The sequence below is a fragment of the Thalassotalea sp. G2M2-11 genome (assembly GCF_017168195.1).
Lineage (GTDB): Bacteria > Pseudomonadota > Gammaproteobacteria > Enterobacterales > Alteromonadaceae > Thalassotalea_E.
The window spans coordinates 169532-183219 of sequence record NZ_JADNYL010000004.1; the positions used below are offsets into that span (position 1 = coordinate 169532).

The 13688-nt window shown below is 40.6% G+C and carries 16 protein-coding genes; 7 read left to right on the top strand and 9 right to left on the bottom strand.

Annotated elements, in window-relative coordinates:
• The first annotated feature begins 7 nt into the window (after positions 1–7).
• On the top strand, positions 8–703 hold the full coding sequence (fre, locus tag IV514_RS14675) for an NAD(P)H-flavin reductase (protein WP_206486037.1): 696 nt from the start codon (positions 8–10) through the stop codon (positions 701–703).
• Between the two features lie 121 nt (positions 704–824).
• Here the strand turns inward: fre and IV514_RS14680 are convergent, their stop codons facing one another.
• The 9 genes from IV514_RS14680 to cyaY form a co-directional block, all read right to left on the bottom strand.
• Positions 825–1517 (bottom strand): DUF2982 domain-containing protein, encoded by a 693-nt coding sequence (locus tag IV514_RS14680; protein ID WP_206486038.1) that lies wholly within the window; start codon positions 1515–1517, stop codon positions 825–827.
• Between the two features lie 40 nt (positions 1518–1557).
• Positions 1558–2025 (bottom strand): bacterioferritin, encoded by a 468-nt coding sequence (gene bfr, locus IV514_RS14685; RefSeq protein ID WP_206486039.1) that lies wholly within the window; start codon positions 2023–2025, stop codon positions 1558–1560.
• A 10-nt stretch (positions 2026–2035) separates the two neighbouring features.
• Positions 2036–2500 carry a bacterioferritin gene (gene bfr / locus IV514_RS14690; RefSeq protein ID WP_206486040.1) on the bottom strand — a complete coding sequence of 155 codons (465 nt, stop codon included), beginning with the start codon at positions 2498–2500 and terminating at the stop codon, positions 2036–2038.
• A gap of 107 nt (positions 2501–2607) precedes the next feature.
• Positions 2608–2802, bottom strand: coding sequence for a (2Fe-2S)-binding protein (locus tag IV514_RS14695; protein ID WP_206486041.1), 195 nt, complete (start codon positions 2800–2802; stop codon positions 2608–2610).
• A gap of 226 nt (positions 2803–3028) precedes the next feature.
• Positions 3029–4219 carry a heme biosynthesis HemY N-terminal domain-containing protein gene (locus IV514_RS14700; RefSeq protein ID WP_206486042.1) on the bottom strand — a complete coding sequence of 397 codons (1191 nt, stop codon included), beginning with the start codon at positions 4217–4219 and terminating at the stop codon, positions 3029–3031.
• Positions 4219–5550: a uroporphyrinogen-III C-methyltransferase gene (locus IV514_RS14705; protein WP_206486043.1), complete on the bottom strand. Its 1332-nt coding sequence runs from the start codon at positions 5548–5550 to the stop codon at positions 4219–4221. Before IV514_RS14705 ends, IV514_RS14700 begins: the two co-directional genes overlap by 1 nt.
• Positions 5543–6307: a uroporphyrinogen-III synthase gene (locus IV514_RS14710; RefSeq protein ID WP_206486044.1), complete on the bottom strand. Its 765-nt coding sequence runs from the start codon at positions 6305–6307 to the stop codon at positions 5543–5545. Before IV514_RS14710 ends, IV514_RS14705 begins: the two co-directional genes overlap by 8 nt.
• Positions 6297–7226 (bottom strand): hydroxymethylbilane synthase, encoded by a 930-nt coding sequence (hemC, locus tag IV514_RS14715; RefSeq protein ID WP_206486045.1) that lies wholly within the window; start codon positions 7224–7226, stop codon positions 6297–6299. The genes IV514_RS14710 and hemC overlap by 11 nt, the downstream gene beginning before the upstream one ends.
• 12 nt (positions 7227–7238) lie before the next feature.
• Positions 7239–7559, bottom strand: a complete 321-nt coding sequence (gene cyaY / locus IV514_RS14720) for an iron donor protein CyaY (RefSeq protein ID WP_206486046.1) — start codon at positions 7557–7559, stop codon at positions 7239–7241.
• Positions 7560–7669: 110 nt separating this feature from the next.
• Between cyaY and IV514_RS14725 the strand changes: the two genes are divergently transcribed.
• Genes IV514_RS14725 through uvrD form a run of 6 tightly spaced genes read left to right on the top strand, consistent with a single transcriptional unit; the run spans position 7670 to position 13588 of the window.
• On the top strand, positions 7670–7825 hold the full coding sequence (locus tag IV514_RS14725; RefSeq protein ID WP_206486047.1) for a lipoprotein: 156 nt from the start codon (positions 7670–7672) through the stop codon (positions 7823–7825).
• A 10-nt stretch (positions 7826–7835) separates the two neighbouring features.
• Positions 7836–9083 (top strand): diaminopimelate decarboxylase, encoded by a 1248-nt coding sequence (lysA, locus tag IV514_RS14730; RefSeq protein WP_206486048.1) that lies wholly within the window; start codon positions 7836–7838, stop codon positions 9081–9083.
• A gap of 28 nt (positions 9084–9111) precedes the next feature.
• Positions 9112–9942, top strand: coding sequence for a diaminopimelate epimerase (gene dapF / locus IV514_RS14735; protein ID WP_206486049.1), 831 nt, complete (start codon positions 9112–9114; stop codon positions 9940–9942).
• Positions 9939–10646, top strand: coding sequence for a DUF484 family protein (locus tag IV514_RS14740; protein WP_206486050.1), 708 nt, complete (start codon positions 9939–9941; stop codon positions 10644–10646). Before dapF ends, IV514_RS14740 begins: the two co-directional genes overlap by 4 nt.
• 12 nt (positions 10647–10658) lie before the next feature.
• Entirely contained in the window at positions 10659–11366 is a 708-nt protein-coding gene (locus tag IV514_RS14745; protein WP_206486051.1) for an HAD-IA family hydrolase, read from the top strand.
• 32 nt (positions 11367–11398) lie between these two features.
• On the top strand, positions 11399–13588 hold the full coding sequence (uvrD, locus tag IV514_RS14750) for a DNA helicase II (protein WP_206486052.1): 2190 nt from the start codon (positions 11399–11401) through the stop codon (positions 13586–13588).
• The last annotated feature ends 100 nt before the right edge of the window (positions 13589–13688 follow it).

Genomic DNA, 13688 nt, shown 5'->3' on the forward strand with positions numbered 1-13688 from the left:
TTGATAAATGAAAGAAATACAATGTCAGGTTCAGTCGATATCTTCATTAACTGAAAACGTTTATAAAGTGTTGTTAAAACCTGCAGAGCAAGTGTCATTTTTGCCAGGGCAATATTTAAACGTGGTAATGGATGAAAATGATAAACGTCCTTTTTCTATTGCCAGTGCGCCAGGCAGTGAGCTGATTGAATTACAAATTGGTGCTTTTGGTGCCGATAGTTATCCGATGCAAGTGATCGAACGTATCAACCAAGATATGGCACTTACTGTGGAAATTCCGTTAGGTAATGCTGAATTAAAAACAGCAAGTGAACGCCCTATTTTGTTGATTGCTGGTGGTACAGGATTTTCTTATATTAAATCTATGTTTGAATACTTAGCCAATATCAATTCAGGCAGAGAAGTGATTGTTTATTGGGGCTTACGCGATCCCAGCGCTTGCTATGAGCTAGAACAAACCTCAGCGACTATTAGCGCGTTACCTAAGGGACAATTTCATCCCGTGGTAGAAACGCCACATGATGATTGGCAAGGGCGTGTTGGCATGGTGCATAAAGTGGTGATGAAAGATATTAAAAATTTAGCGGATTTTGATATCTATATTGCCGGTCGTTTTAATATGGTGGCCGTAGTGCGGGACGACTTTGTTGCACAAGGGGCAGATATTAATCATATGTATGCTGATGCCTTTGCCTTTATTTAAATATCAAGCTAGCAATATAAAATACTGTTAAGTTATTGTTTTATTGGGCTTAACACTATTTCTAATACAAACCTGAGGTTAAATAAATTGCTATCAGCCGCTTGTTTATCAAGCGGCTTTTTTATTCAGATTGTTTCGTGTTTTCCTGATAGTTTGGCGATGCCTGCTTGCATTGTGTTAATAAACGAGCAAAATCCTGCACGTCTCTATCTATCGCTGAATCATTGATAAACAGGTGAGCACCAATGGCTTGATACAAGGCGGTACATTGATGAAAAAATCCGGCTAATGGTCCTTTGATCTGACTTCCATCTTGGCAAGTATAAGGTTCAAAATTTAGTACGGCTTGTTCAGCAGGCATTAAATCTCGCGACACACAATATACCATCAACGGCTTCTGCTCATGGATCAGATGATTAGCAAGGCGCAACGAAATTTGATCTTTTAATCCTTCAAGTGAGTGCAGTGTTAAACCAATATAACTGAGTTGTTCTTGCGTGATCCCATAAGTGTTACTTATCGGATGAATAGCTCGGATGTCATCCCACGATAATTGCCAGCTCCCTTTACGATGGGTAAAACGAATATGTTGCGGAGAAAGAGTAAAGCTGGTATTTGGTTCCAATAACTTCATCACCCCTAAAAATAAGGTTGAAAGGGCTAATAACAGTAATAACAATAAAGAAAATTTTGCCTGTTGCCAGTAGTGTTGGCCGAGGAGCAAGATCACACCTAAGGCACAAACACTGACGAGTATAATGAACAACGCATTATGCTTGGCTTTAGGTTTAATGTAGATAACAGGGGCAGGCATGATGAAACGCCTTACCTAGTGCATAGGCAAGGCATCAATATCATAGTTGAGATTGTAGATAATTGGCCAAGCCAATTTTATCAATTAATCCAAGCTGTTGTTCAAGCCAGAATGCATGATCCACTTCGGTATCATTAATCAGTGTTTGTAATATATCACGGCTGACAAAGTCTTGTTTTTGTTCGCATAATGCCATAACTGCTTTCAATTTTTCATCTACAGCATATTCAACGCGTAGATCGCTGGCGAGCATTTCAGGTACGGTTGTGCCAATTTTCAGACCCTCTCTTGTAGTCATGTCTGGCACGCCTTCAAGAAACAGGATACGTTCAATTAATGCTGAAGCATGAGATTTTTCATCATCAAACTCATGGTCTATTCGAGTATATAGTTTGTCATAGCCCCAATCCTGATACATGCGTGAATGAATAAAATATTGATCCATTGCCGCTAGTTCAAAAGCTAATAATTGATTAAGTTGTTGAATTATTTCGCTGTCACCTTTCATGATCATTCACCTAAAGTTGAGCTTGTAAGTAATTATCTATATTCATTTGATCAATTTGATATAACTGAGCTTCTAACCAATCAATATGATCTTCTTCCTGATGTAATATCTCCACCAAGATATCACGACTGACAAAGTCTTTGAGTTGTTCACAGCAGGCAATCGCTGATTTGATGGTACTTTGCTGCGCTAATTGAAATTTCATATCGCATGCTAACATCTCTTCAGCTTTTTCCCCTATTGCTAAAGCCCCAAGTTGTTGCAGGTTAGGTAATCCTTCTAAAAATAGAATACGCTCAATAAGTTTATCCGCTTGTTTCATGTCGAGGATGGACTTTTTATAACATTGATCGTTTAACTGACTAAATCCCCAATTTTTATAAATACGGGCATGGAGAAAATATTGATTAATTGAGGTTAGTTCGCTGGTTAACACCTTGTTGAGATGAGTGAGGACTTCCTGTTGGCTTTTCATGGTTATTACTCGTTAACATAGGGTAATAACGAGTATAATCGCTTGTGATGTAACGTCAATCGCTTTGGTTTTATCGGACTATTAGTTGATGGTAACTTTGCTGGTGATTAACACACTTCTTTAAATAGTCCTTCATCAATAATGGTGTCATTGATGACTTTTTGGATAACTTTGGTACAGGTACCACATTGAGAGCTAATATCAAGGTGTTGTTTTAATTCACGAATTGAGCCAGCACCGTCATTTAAAACGTGCTGTGCAACTTGTTTATCTGTAATACCTTTACAAATGCAGACGTACATACCAACCTCAACAATAACCTTAACGCAAGTGATAATAATTCTTGTTTGGGTTTTGGTCAAGTATTAATTATAGTTAACCTACGATTAATTGATGTTGATCAAAGGCTCAATTGACAAGGTAGCCATAGCCAATAAACCTTCGACCGTACACGCCCTTAATACCTCAATAATTGTTTTGGGCATTGATGGTACTTTTGGTAACTGATAGGTGAAGCGATAAATAGTGCTATTTCAATAATAGTTTTTGGTACACCTGTATTGATTTATCCAGTTGCCCTTGATCAGCCAGTAGCTTGGCAAATGCTTGTAAATCAACATCATCGTATTGCTGACCTTCTAGATGCACTAAACTATTAAAAGCTTTTTCAGCCATGGCAAAATTACCCTGTGCTAAGGATAAGTGAGCTAGTGCACTGAGCCATTTGGCATTGTGTTGGTCATGATGTAAGTGTTTTTGAACCGCTTGTATGAGCTCATCGCAATGAGTTAATGGTAACTTGCGAATTGCTTTTAACAATTGAGTATTGGCGCCTTTTTTGATGATTGGCAGCAAAATTTTACTTAATGGCTGATGAATTTGATGTTCAGCTAGCACCTGACAATAGCTTAGCAGCACCCTCTCTCGTTGTTTAACTTTACGCCCTAGACCATCCCAATATTGTTGTAAGGCATGATTATCTTGTGAGGTAATTTGTTGGTTAAATGCATGATAAAATGCGTTGGCTTCCCAGTTTTCAATACGTTCATCGTTAATTTGTTTACTTTTGCGCGCTTTATTAAGTTGTTCTATGACATAACCATAACGCTGCTCAATCAAGCTTAATTCAATTTCCTGTGCGAGTAACCTGTCATCATGTCCAATCAACTTATGATGCTTATCAAGAATGCCGCGTGCTTTTTTGTATTCTTGATGTTTAATACACAAATCTAACGTCACTAGAATTGATTCAATTCCTACCTCTTTGACGTTTTCATTGTAGTGCTCAAGTTGTGCTAAATAATGCTTGCTGTTGGTTGCCAGTGCTTGTTTATCAGCAGCACTTGCCGCGAGTAAATAGGCTATTTGCTGTGATTTTGACGGTTCAGCACTTTGCACTAATAAATGCTCAGCTTGCTGGTAATCTCCTAATACATAGGCGGCAATACCTTTGTTTAATCGTCTGAGTCCTTTACGCTGTCCCGCAAATATCAATTTATGCCATGCAGTTAAGCTTAGTGAAATTCCACCTTTAAATATTTTTAGGGTGAAAACTAATGCGATAAATAGTACCACTAGCATCATCAAGGCAGTGACAATGGTGGATTCAATGGTATATTCGCCCATGGCAATTAAAATATAGCCTTTTTCGCCAATTAATATCGGGCTAACAGCAATTGCAGCAAAGAATAGTAAAACAATAATGATGAGGCGCTTCATTAGATCACCTCATTACTGGTTGTTGAGGCCTGATCATCGACCTTCTGTTCAACAGGTGATTGAGGTTCTGGCGCGTTTTCACTTTGCGCAGGCTTCTTCTCAAGTGGTGTGAGCTGTTTTTCTTGTTTGATCCGTTGACGCAATGCTTGGTGAGAGCGCAAGTCAATATTTTGCTCTAAGCTGACAATTTTCTCTTTGAGTAACTGAATTTCTTGATAAAACTGTGCGGTAGCTAGATGCCCAAGGTCGAAATATTCGGTTAACCATTGCTGTACTTCATCGATGGAGGCTTGATATAACTGCTTGTTCTCTTTGCTTGCTGCCCATTGTATTTGCTGAACTTTTAGCGCGAGGTTTTCTTTTAAGTTTTGTTGATGTTGCGGTGACATCAGTGGCTCTACTTGCCCCACTCTGCGACGCACGGTAATAAAATCAGCTAAAAATCGCTGCCAAGTCTTGGCAAGGTTGCTACGCCAATCTGATGGGCTGTCTGAGAGTTGCAAATCTTCTTGTTGCGTTTGGCTATCTGGGATTTTGGCCATGGCAAAGTTAAGTTGTGGTATTTGTTTACTTAATGCCAGCAACTGTAAAGTGACTTCTTCAGTTTCAAGTGCAGGCATGAGCTTTAATGCTTCAATATCTTGATGGATAAGTTGCCTAATAGGTAAATAAACCGGGTTGTTTAGTTCTTTAATGCGACTATCTGCATCGCTTAATAAGTTAATAGCGGCAGCCGTATCACGCTCTAACCATAATGTTCGTGCTGCAATTCGTGTCAGATACTCTGCTTCATGTAATAACCAATCACTGGGCTCTCTTTGCGCTAAACGAGCGATTTGTTGTTCCAGTTGGCTAATTCGTACCTCACTGCTTTGTTGAATGTCATCAACTGCGGTTGCTACTTGCTGTGATATTTGCGCTTGTTGCTGTGCCAATAATTGTTGCACTTTTTGCGCGCTTTGTTGATTGTTCTGTGCAATCTGTTTTTGTAATTGATTGACCTGTTGGGCATTCTGTTGCGTATGCAAATAATGAACGCCGCCGATACCGCCAGCACTGATGAGAGCGATAATGAGCGCCAGTACCGCTGTTTTAGATAAGCTATTCGCTGGTGGTACTTTTGCTTTAGTGGGAGTAGTAGTTTTGTTTACTGACCTTGACTTGTTAGGGGCAGTACTACTTACTGCTTTGGTGGTTTGCGAGGTATGACTGTGCTCACCCGTAGTACTTGAAGATGCCTTTTCCTTGCTATCAGCTGTTTGTTTAGCTGAACCTTCCTTGTTGTTTTCGCTAGGAGCTATTTGCGGAGATTGGCTGTTTTTATCAGTCATTGGTTGATTCCCTGTTGAGCAAAGCGTCTATAATTGCTTGGTCATTTGCACCTTGGCTGTTAATCACTTTTTGTAAGCCAAGATGTTGTGCTGTTTCTTTAATTCTGTCACTAGCCACGACCCATAAACAGGTGTTTTGCCAGTACTTATCATTTATATCGAGTAAGCCTACTATACGTTGCAATAACGCATTACTGGTAACAATAAAGCCAGTAATTTGATTCTGTCGCCATTGATCAATGATGTGTTGTGGAATATCTAACCAATCGCGTTGATAACTTTCAAGGTATTGAACATTTGCGCCCAGCTGCTTTAGTTGTGTTGCCAGCAATTCTCTGCCGCCATTACCTCTAACAATTAAAACATTGCTAGTCGCTGTTAACTGATTTGCACTAAGTGCCGGTAGCGCCAACATGCCCTCTGTATCATGATGATGTGGGCAAACCGCTTCAATATCAAGTTTTTTAAGCGCCATTTGCGTTGCTGTGCCCACGGCAATCACTTGAATACTATCGTTTATCCACTGCTTTAATGGTAAGGCTTGTTGGGCAAATTCAACGGCAGCGACACTGACAAAAATAATAATCGTGGGAGAAAAGCTGTCTGTGATGGATAGAACTCGGCCAGATGTTGTCGCAGGTTGGTATTCAAATAAGGGCTGACATTGAGCATCTAATCCAACCCGCTGCAAGGCATGCTTTAATTGCACACCTTGCTTTCTAGGACGGGTAATAACAAAGCAAGTATTACTGACCATATACTTGTTTAAGTATCTTGTCTGCCCCTTGGGCAAGTAGCTTTTCACCTAGTGCTTGTCCTAGCTGTTCTGCTTGATTGGCATCACCAGTGATCTCGTCACTGATAATTTGTGAGCCATCAATCGCACCAACTAAACCACGTAAATGAATTTGTTCATCTTGAACTAAGGCATAACTGCCGATAGGGACTTGGCAACCGCCTTCTAATGCGCGGTTCATTGCACGTTCTGCAAGTACACGTGTGCGTGTGGTGCTACATTCTAGAGGTGCTAACAAGGCTTTAATGGTTTCATCATCTGTACGGCATTCGATACCGACAGCGCCTTGACCATTGGCGGGTAACATGACTTCTGGCTCAATAAAGGCTTTAATGCGCTCAGGCATTTCTAAGCGGATCAAACCAGCGGCGGCTAAAATAATGGCATCGTAATCACCATTATCGAGTTTCGCTAAACGTGTATTAACGTTACCGCGTAAATCACGAATATCCAGATCAGGACGTAATGCTTTTATTTGGCATTGACGGCGCAAACTTGAAGTACCAACAACTGCGCCATGAGGTAATTCTTCAAAGCTGTTAATGGTATTTGAAACGAAGGCATCACGCGGGTCTTCACGAGGACAAATTACCTCAAGCCCTAAACCGTCAGGAAATTCAACCGGTACATCTTTCATGGAGTGTACTGCGATATCTGCTCTGTTTTCTAACATCGCCACTTCAAGCTCTTTTACAAACAGTCCTTTTCCACCTACTTTTGCTAAAGGTGTATCTAATATGATATCACCTTTCGTCGTCATCGGTACCAATTCCACATTAATACCGGCATGGAAATGTTCGAGTTGCGCTTTTACGTATTCTGCTTGCCATAATGCTAAGGCACTTTTTCGAGTCGCAATGCGTACGGTTGTTTGAGTCATATTTTTTCCTATTTATTCTGCGCTAAGCGTAATATTTGATTCCGCCTGAGTACTGACCGCTTGCGAAATAAAATGCCAAAATTCGTCGTTACCACGTTTATCTATCCATTGCTCATTTTGATAATGGAAATGATGGCCATTAAATTTAGTTGCCACCCAAATTTCATGCAGTGGTGCCTGTTTGTTGATAATGATTTTGCTACCATTTTTAAAGGTAAGGGTTAACATGCCGCCAACACCTTCGTAATCTATATCTACACCGCACTCTTCAATGGCTTCTTCTAGTGCAAGTAGTAGATCATCAGCCATTAAATTGTATTGGGTATCGTTCATTTATTCGCCCTTTTTTAAAAAACTTGGTTAATCGTTTTTGTTTAGCTTGTATTTGATGGTCATCGGATTATAAAACGTCTATCATGGGAAAAAAATCGAATTAATCAAAAATGCGTAAACTAAATTCATTTATTTTAGCTAGTGTATTGATCTTATTGTCGCTATCTGGCTGCGGTATGCCCGGCCCTTTATATCAAGAAAGTGATAAAGCGCAATCCACGAATGCCAACATACAAGATAAACAAACTAAGTCAACTGAACAATAGGAATAAACTAGTGGATTTCTTTAATCGTCGAAATACCGATTTATTTGCCGAAGATTGCTCGGTAGCGTCATTAGCTAAGTCTTATGGCACGCCATTATTTATTTATTCGCGTGCGACCATTGAACGCCATTGGCATGCATTTGATCAAGCAGCAGGAGATCGCCCGCATCTTATTTGTTACGCCGTGAAAGCTAACAGTAACCTTGCCGTTTTGAATGTAATGGCGCGTTTAGGTTCTGGCTTTGATATTGTCTCTCAAGGTGAGCTGGCTCGAGTATTACAGGCGGGGGGCGATCCGGCCAAAGTGGTTTTTTCAGGTGTTGGTAAAAAGGCAACAGAAATAGCTTACGCACTCGATAAAGGTATTTATTGTTTTAATGTCGAGTCAGAATCAGAGTTAGATCGTATTCAACAAGTGGCGGAGCAAAAGCAAACCACAGCGTCAATTTCGTTGCGTGTTAATCCGGATGTTGATGCGGGAACTCACCCGTATATATCTACCGGATTAAAAGAAAATAAATTTGGTGTTAGTATCGATGATGCTTATCGCATTTATGCAAAAGCGGCACAGTATTCATATATTCAAGTGAAGGGCATTGATTGCCACATTGGTTCACAATTAACAGAAACACAGCCGTTTTTAGATGCACTGGATCGGGTGTTGCTGTTAGTAGATAACCTAGCTGAACAAGGCATTGAGCTATCACATATAGATGTCGGTGGCGGATTAGGTGTGTGTTATCGTGATGAAAAACCACCACATCCAAATGAATATGCTAAAGCGATTGCTGAAAAGTTAACTGGGCGTGATATCACGCTGATTTTTGAGCCTGGACGAGCCATCATGGCAAATGCTGGTATTTTAGTGACAGAAGTAGAGTTTTTAAAAACGAATCAAGACAGACATTTTGCTTTGGTCGATGCGGCAATGAATGACCTTATTCGTCCATCATTATATCAGGCGTGGCAAGACATTATCCCGGTAACTGAAAAGCCTCAATTGCCAACAAGAAATTATGATATTGTTGGCCCTGTGTGTGAAACGGGTGACTTTTTAGGTAAAGATCGCTCATTAGCTATCGAAGCGGGTGACTTACTGGCGGTACGTTCTTCCGGGGCATACGGCTTTACCATGAGCTCAAATTATAATAGTCGTCCCAGAGCGGCAGAGTTGATGGTTGATGGAGAGCAGGCTTACCTGATAAGAGAACGTGAGTCATTAGAAAGCTTATGGCAAGGTGAAACTTTATTACCTTAATAATTGCATTTGGTATAGAGAACATTAGATGTTAGTAAAATTTTCAAAAATGCATGGTTTGGGTAATGACTTTTTAATGCTCGATAATGTGACGCAAAATGTGTATTTGCCGAATGACCAGATCCGTCTGCTTGCCGATAGGCATTTTGGCATTGGTTTTGATCAATTATTAGTGGTTGAACCCCCCTATGATCCTGATTTAGATTTTCATTATCGTATTTTCAATGCCGATGGCAGTGAAGTTAGTCAATGTGGCAATGGCGCTCGTTGTTTTGCTAAATTTGTTCGGATGAAGGGACTGATCAACCGTAACAAAATTCGTGTATCAACCCATGCGGGTAAAATGACGTTATATGTCGAGCGTGATGGTAATGTGACAGTAACCATGCCAGTGCCACAGTTCGAGCCTAGTAAAATACCTTTTAACGCCCAAAAAGTTGAAGGTACTTATATCTTACGCAGTGAAGATGAAACCGTACTATGTGGCGCAGTATCAATGGGAAACCCTCATTGTGTGTTGACCGTCGATGATATTGAAAGCGCGCCTGTTGAACGCTTAGGTAAGCAATTAACTAATCATGAACGTTTTCCTAAAGGGGTTAATGTCGGCTTTATGGAAGTGGTTGCTCCTGATTTTATTAAGTTACGCGTTTATGAACGTGGTGCTGCTGAGACTTTAGCTTGTGGTAGTGGTGCATGTGCTGCGGTAGTTATCGGCCAGATGCAAAAAAAACTGGCGAAGCAAGTCACTGTTCAATTACCAGGTGGTAAGTTGAAAATATTTTGGAAGGGACCCGGTAGCCCTGTGAAGATGACTGGACCTGCCGTGCATGTCTTTGATGGACAATTACATATATGAACAATGAAAATAATTTAACCCAAGAACAACTGATGCAACGAGAAGAAATTAGCTTAACTGACGATATTATCGTGAGTTTTTTACAAGATAATCCTGAGTTTTTTAATCGTCACCCTGAATTAGTGGCTAACCTGCGTATTAATGATAAGCAACGGGGCACAGTTTCTTTAGTGGAACGCCAACAATTGCAGTTGCGCGAAAAAATACGGACACTCGAAGAAGAGATCACCCAGCTGATGGGGATTGCCAATCAAAATGAGCAATTATTTGGCTTATACAGTGATTTGTATTTGCGTTTGCTTGATTGTCAAACTGCCAAAGAGTTGCTTGATTGCTTATATCAAGCGACCACTGAGTTGCTGTCACTATCCGATCTAAAACTATGGTTGGCTGAGCCAACGCAGTTCACTCATGAGTGCTTGTGCTTACAAGATTGTCGCGGTATTTTGCAAAATCGGCTTAACAAAGATGAATATTACTTTGGTCGTATTCAGCAAAGCGAGCAAGAGTTGATATTTACAAGTGAGCTGCAAGGTTCGGTGGTACTGATTAAATTAGAACACGACGAACAATTAATCGGCTTTTTGGCGATTAGTAGCCAAGATGCAGAACACTTTGATCCACGAATGGATACTCTTTTGTTAGCTCAGTTTAAAAAATTGCTGGCTAAGCTCTTACATCGTCACTTGTTAGATAATGCTTAACCGATAGCACCGATGCAATTTTATCGCCGATTAACGCCATTTTCAGCGATCAGTTTTGATTTGGATGATACCTTATATCATAACTATCCAGTGATGATGGCAACTGATGCTAAAATGATCGCCTATTTTACTGAGCGGTTACCCAAGGGCGAGCTTGAGTATGACTACCGCTTTTGGTTTCAATATCGTCAACAAGCGCTCATGCAATCACCACAGCTCAAACATGACGTTGGAGCATTACGCTTTCGTAGTTATTCACTCGGATTACAAGCATTAGGTTATGCAACCGCGACAGCCGATGTTATGGCAGAGCAAGCACTTGCGTATTTTGTTGAACAACGTAGTGATTTTTGCGTGCCACAAGCGGTGCATCACCTACTAAAACAGCTGAGTGAAAAGTGGCCTATCATCGCTATTAGTAATGGTAACGTTGATACGGAGTCAATTGGTATTCGCCACTATTTTAGTGCAATTTATCATGCTGGAAATGGTTTAAAACAAAAACCTGATCCTGATATGTTTGAACGTGCCTGCCAGCAATTTAGTTTACTGCCTCAGCAATTACTCCACGTGGGAGATTGTGGAGCGAATGATGTCATTGGCGCGATACGATATGGTTGTCAAACCGCATGGGTGTCAACTTATGATGTCGGCAAGCCGCTACGTATCTTACCTAGCTTAGCATTAAGCGATGTAACTGAATTACAACGCTTGATATAATTACTTTTTCGTTTTCTTTGAGTTTTACCACTATGGATGTTTCTGAACTGCTTGATTCTTTAAATGATAAACAGCGTGATGTAGTTGCTGCCCCTTTACAAAATATGTTGGTATTAGCAGGCGCAGGCAGTGGTAAAACTCGGGTGTTAGTGCAGCGTATTGCTTGGCTGATGAAAGTGGAGCAAGTGTCACCTCATAGTATTTTAGCGGTCACCTTTACTAATAAAGCCGCTGCAGAAATGCGTGCGCGGGTAGAACATGCAGTTGGTGGAAATGTGCATGGTATGTGGATTGGAACATTCCATGGTTTGGCCCATCGACTATTACGGATGCACTTTCAAGAAGCTAATTTACCGCAAGCTTTTCAGGTACTAGATTCAGATGATCAGTTACGTTTAGTTAAACGGGTGATCCGCGCCATGAATTTAGATGAGAAGCGTTGGCCAGCGAAGCAAATGCAATGGTACATCAATGGTAAAAAAGATGAGGGTTTACGTCCTCAACATATTGAAACGAACTATGATCCGATTGAAGAAACATTTGTTAAAGTGTATCAAGCATATCAGGATGCCTGTGATCGTGCCGGCTTAGTTGATTTTGCTGAATTACTACTCAGAGCGCATGAGCTGTGGCTTAATCATCCGATATTATTAGCGCATTATCAGCAGCGTTTTGCTCATGTATTAGTGGACGAATTTCAAGACACCAATGCTATTCAGTATGCCTGGCTCACTATGTTAGGGCGTGAGCAAGGTAAGGTGATGATTGTTGGTGATGATGATCAATCAATTTATGGTTGGCGTGGTGCAAAAATAGAGAATATTCAGCGATTTCTCAAAGACTTTACCGGTGCGCAAACGATACGGCTAGAACAGAATTACCGCTCGACCGCCAATATTCTCAATGCAGCAAATAAGTTGATCGCCAATAACAATAATCGCTTAGGTAAAGACTTGTGGACGCAAGATGATGCAGGGGAGAAAATCTCTGTATACACTGCGTTTAATGAAATTGATGAAGCGCGTTTTATTGCTGGTCGTATTACTGAGTGGCAAAAACGTGATCTCGTATCCAGTGAAGATTCATTAGATGACGTGGCTATTTTATATCGGAGTAATGCCCAATCGCGCCTGCTAGAAGAAGCATTATTGCAGGCTAACTTACCTTATCGTATCTACGGCGGGTTACGCTTTTTTGAACGCCAAGAAATTAAAGATGCATTAGCGTATTTAAGACTACTCAATAATCGTGATGATGATGCGGCATTTGAACGTGTTATCAATACCCCAACACGAGGGATAGGTAACACCACTTTGTCATTAGTCCGTGATGCGGCTCGCAGTATGGAAGTGACACTATGGCAAGCATGTCAAACCATGCTAGATCAGCAAGAGTTAAAAGGGCGAAGTGCAAAAGTGATCAAACAGTTTGTTGATTTAATTGATCAATTAGAAGATGAATCTAGCCATTTAGATCTGGATCAACAAGCAAACTTTGTTATTCAACACAGTGGCTTAAAAGCTATGTACCAAGCAGAAAAAGGTGAGCGTGCAGAAGCGCGCATTGAAAACCTTAATGAGCTGGTTACTGCTTGTCAAACGTTTGAAATGGATCCGGAATTAGAGCATGAACAAAGCCAATTAACCTCGTTTTTAACCCATGCAGCATTAGAGTCGGGCGAATCGCAAGCGGATGAATATGAACCTGCGGTACAATTAATGACCATGCACTCAGCGAAAGGTCTTGAATTTAAGCTCGTGTTCATTGCTGGCTTAGAAGAAGGAATGTTTCCGTCACAACAATCGGTGGAAGAAATTGGTCGTTTAGAAGAAGAGCGTCGCTTGTGTTATGTTGGTATGACTCGTGCGATGGAAAAGCTCTATTTATGCCATGCCGAAAGTCGTCGCTTATATGGCCAAGAAAAGTATCATAGCCCAAGTCGGTTTTTAAAAGAGCTGCCAGCGGAATGTGTTGATGAAGTACGCATGCAAAATCAAGTGGCTCGTCCGGCGTCAACGGGGCGATTTTCCAATACCATTAGTTTAGAAACCTTTGAAGATTCCGGCTTTAAATTGGGACAAAATGTTCATCATCAAAAATTTGGCGAAGGTGTGGTACTTAATTATGAAGGAAATGGTGCACAAAGTCGTATTCAGGTAAATTTTGCCGAAGTAGGCAGTAAATGGTTGGTCGTTGCCTATGCTAATTTAAAAGCGTTATGAAAATGAATTAGTTGATAAATTTTTGATTATCAATCAATATTTCATTTGTACTTTGCTAAACAAAAATAGCTAACTCATTCAAGGTCACTGTCAGGGGTAA

Excerpts from the sequence above, each read along its gene's own strand:
- fre (WP_206486037.1), top strand. The coding sequence starts at position 8 with ATGAAAGAAATACAATGTCAGGTTCAGTCGATATCTTCATTAACTGAA.
- IV514_RS14680 (WP_206486038.1), bottom strand. The coding sequence starts at position 1,517 with ATGCCTGCCCCTGTTATCTACATTAAACCTAAAGCCAAGCATAATGCG.
- bfr (WP_206486039.1), bottom strand. The coding sequence starts at position 2,025 with ATGAAAGGTGACAGCGAAATAATTCAACAACTTAATCAATTATTAGCT.
- bfr (WP_206486040.1), bottom strand. The coding sequence starts at position 2,500 with ATGAAAAGCCAACAGGAAGTCCTCACTCATCTCAACAAGGTGTTAACC.
- IV514_RS14695 (WP_206486041.1), bottom strand. The coding sequence starts at position 2,802 with ATGTACGTCTGCATTTGTAAAGGTATTACAGATAAACAAGTTGCACAG.
- IV514_RS14700 (WP_206486042.1), bottom strand. The coding sequence starts at position 4,219 with ATGAAGCGCCTCATCATTATTGTTTTACTATTCTTTGCTGCAATTGCT.
- IV514_RS14705 (WP_206486043.1), bottom strand. The coding sequence starts at position 5,550 with ATGACTGATAAAAACAGCCAATCTCCGCAAATAGCTCCTAGCGAAAAC.
- IV514_RS14710 (WP_206486044.1), bottom strand. The coding sequence starts at position 6,307 with ATGGTCAGTAATACTTGCTTTGTTATTACCCGTCCTAGAAAGCAAGGT.
- hemC (WP_206486045.1), bottom strand. The coding sequence starts at position 7,226 with ATGACTCAAACAACCGTACGCATTGCGACTCGAAAAAGTGCCTTAGCA.
- cyaY (WP_206486046.1), bottom strand. The coding sequence starts at position 7,559 with ATGAACGATACCCAATACAATTTAATGGCTGATGATCTACTACTTGCA.
- IV514_RS14725 (WP_206486047.1), top strand. The coding sequence starts at position 7,670 with ATGCGTAAACTAAATTCATTTATTTTAGCTAGTGTATTGATCTTATTG.
- dapF (WP_206486049.1), top strand. The coding sequence starts at position 9,112 with ATGTTAGTAAAATTTTCAAAAATGCATGGTTTGGGTAATGACTTTTTA.
- IV514_RS14740 (WP_206486050.1), top strand. The coding sequence starts at position 9,939 with ATGAACAATGAAAATAATTTAACCCAAGAACAACTGATGCAACGAGAA.
- IV514_RS14745 (WP_206486051.1), top strand. The coding sequence starts at position 10,659 with ATGCAATTTTATCGCCGATTAACGCCATTTTCAGCGATCAGTTTTGAT.
- uvrD (WP_206486052.1), top strand. The coding sequence starts at position 11,399 with ATGGATGTTTCTGAACTGCTTGATTCTTTAAATGATAAACAGCGTGAT.